Source organism: Streptomyces sp. B15 (assembly GCF_018070605.1).
In the GTDB taxonomy this organism is placed as follows: Bacteria; Actinomycetota; Actinomycetes; order Streptomycetales; family Streptomycetaceae; genus Streptomyces; species Streptomyces smyrnaeus.
This window is the reverse complement of record NZ_JAGPXJ010000203.1, coordinates 1-1,392: the sequence shown is the minus strand read 5'-3', so window position 1 is coordinate 1,392 and position 1,392 is coordinate 1. Positions and strand designations below refer to the sequence as shown.

Below are 1,392 nucleotides of genomic sequence, written 5' to 3'. Positions count from 1 at the left end.
CACTGAGCACCGTGCCGCCGCTGCCGGGCTGTGGGGCCTGGTGCGCGGGGCACAGGCCGAGTACCCGGAGCAGCTCTTGCTGCTGGACCTGGATCCGGACGGCGCCGCGCTCGCGGACACCGCCACCGTCCGGAAAGCCGTGGCGCGGGCCGTCGCCGCGAACGAGCCGCAGGCAGCGCTGCGTTCGGGGCGGCTGCTCGTCCCCCGCCTCACCCGGACGAACGGCAGGGACGCGCACCCGGCGGAAACCGCCACCGCCACCACCGCCACCACCGGCGCCGCCACAGCAGAAGGCCCGCACGGCACGCCGCGCCCGCTCGACCCGGACGGCACCGTGCTGATCACCGGCGGTACCGGGACGATCGGTGGCATCATCGCCGAACACCTGGTGCACGCATGGGGCGTACGGCATCTGCTGCTGGCCGGCCGTCGGGGCGAGGAGGCGCCGGGCGCACAGGAGTTGGCCGGTCGTCTGACCGAACTGGGCGCCGACGTACGTGTCGTCGCCGCCGACGCGGGAGACGCCGAGGCGGTGGCCCGGCTCGTCGCGGAGGCAGGCGCCGACCACCCGCTGACCGGAGTCGTGCATGCGGCCGGCGTACTGGACGACGCTGTGCTCCTCTCCCAGTCCGGGGACCGGCTCGCGCGCGTCTGGCACGCCAAGGCGACCGCGGCGCTGAATCTGCACGCCGCCACGGCCCACCTGCCGCTGGCGATGTTCGTGCTGTGCACCTCGGCCGCCGGTGTCGTCGGCAACGCGGGCCAGTCCGGCTACGCCGCCGCCAACGCCTACGTCGACGCGCTCGCCGCCCACCGCCGCGCCCTCGGCCTGCCCGCACTCTCCCTCGCCTGGGGCCTGTGGGAGCAGACCAGCGAGCTGACCGGCCATATGACCGGCGCGGACCTGGCCCGACTGCGCCGCTCCGGCTTCTTCCCGCTGCCCACCGCGCAGGCGCTGGAACTCTTCGACGCCGCGTGCCGCACACCGCGCTCCTCGGCGGTGGCCGCCGGGATCGACGTACGCGGACTGCCCGCGGCCGAGGTGCCCGCAATGCTGCGCGGACTGGCGGGGCGTACGGCCACGACGGCAGCCCGACGCACCGCCGCCGCAGGCGCGGAAGGCGCCGAACCCGGGGGTCTGGCCAAGGAACTGGCCGGACTGGACGAGGCGGGACGGCTGGAGGCCGTCACCGAACTCGTGCGCCGTACCGTCGCCGTCGTCCTGGGCTTCGGTTCCCCGGCCGAGGTGAGGACCGAAGTATCGTTCAAGGACCTCGGATTCGAGTCGCTGACCGCAGTGGATCTGCGCAACCGCCTCTCGACGGCGTCCGGGCTGCGCCTGCCGACGACGCTGGCCTTCGACTACCCGACTCCGGCCGCCCTCTCCGGCTA

Annotated in this window: 1 protein-coding gene; it reads left to right on the top strand. The window is 74.7% G+C overall.

Features of this window, described 5'->3' with window-relative positions; all coding sequences use genetic code 11:
• Positions 1-1,392 (top strand): beta-ketoacyl reductase (locus KBY19_RS35840; protein WP_210967517.1); only part of this gene is annotated, 1,392 nt, incomplete at both ends.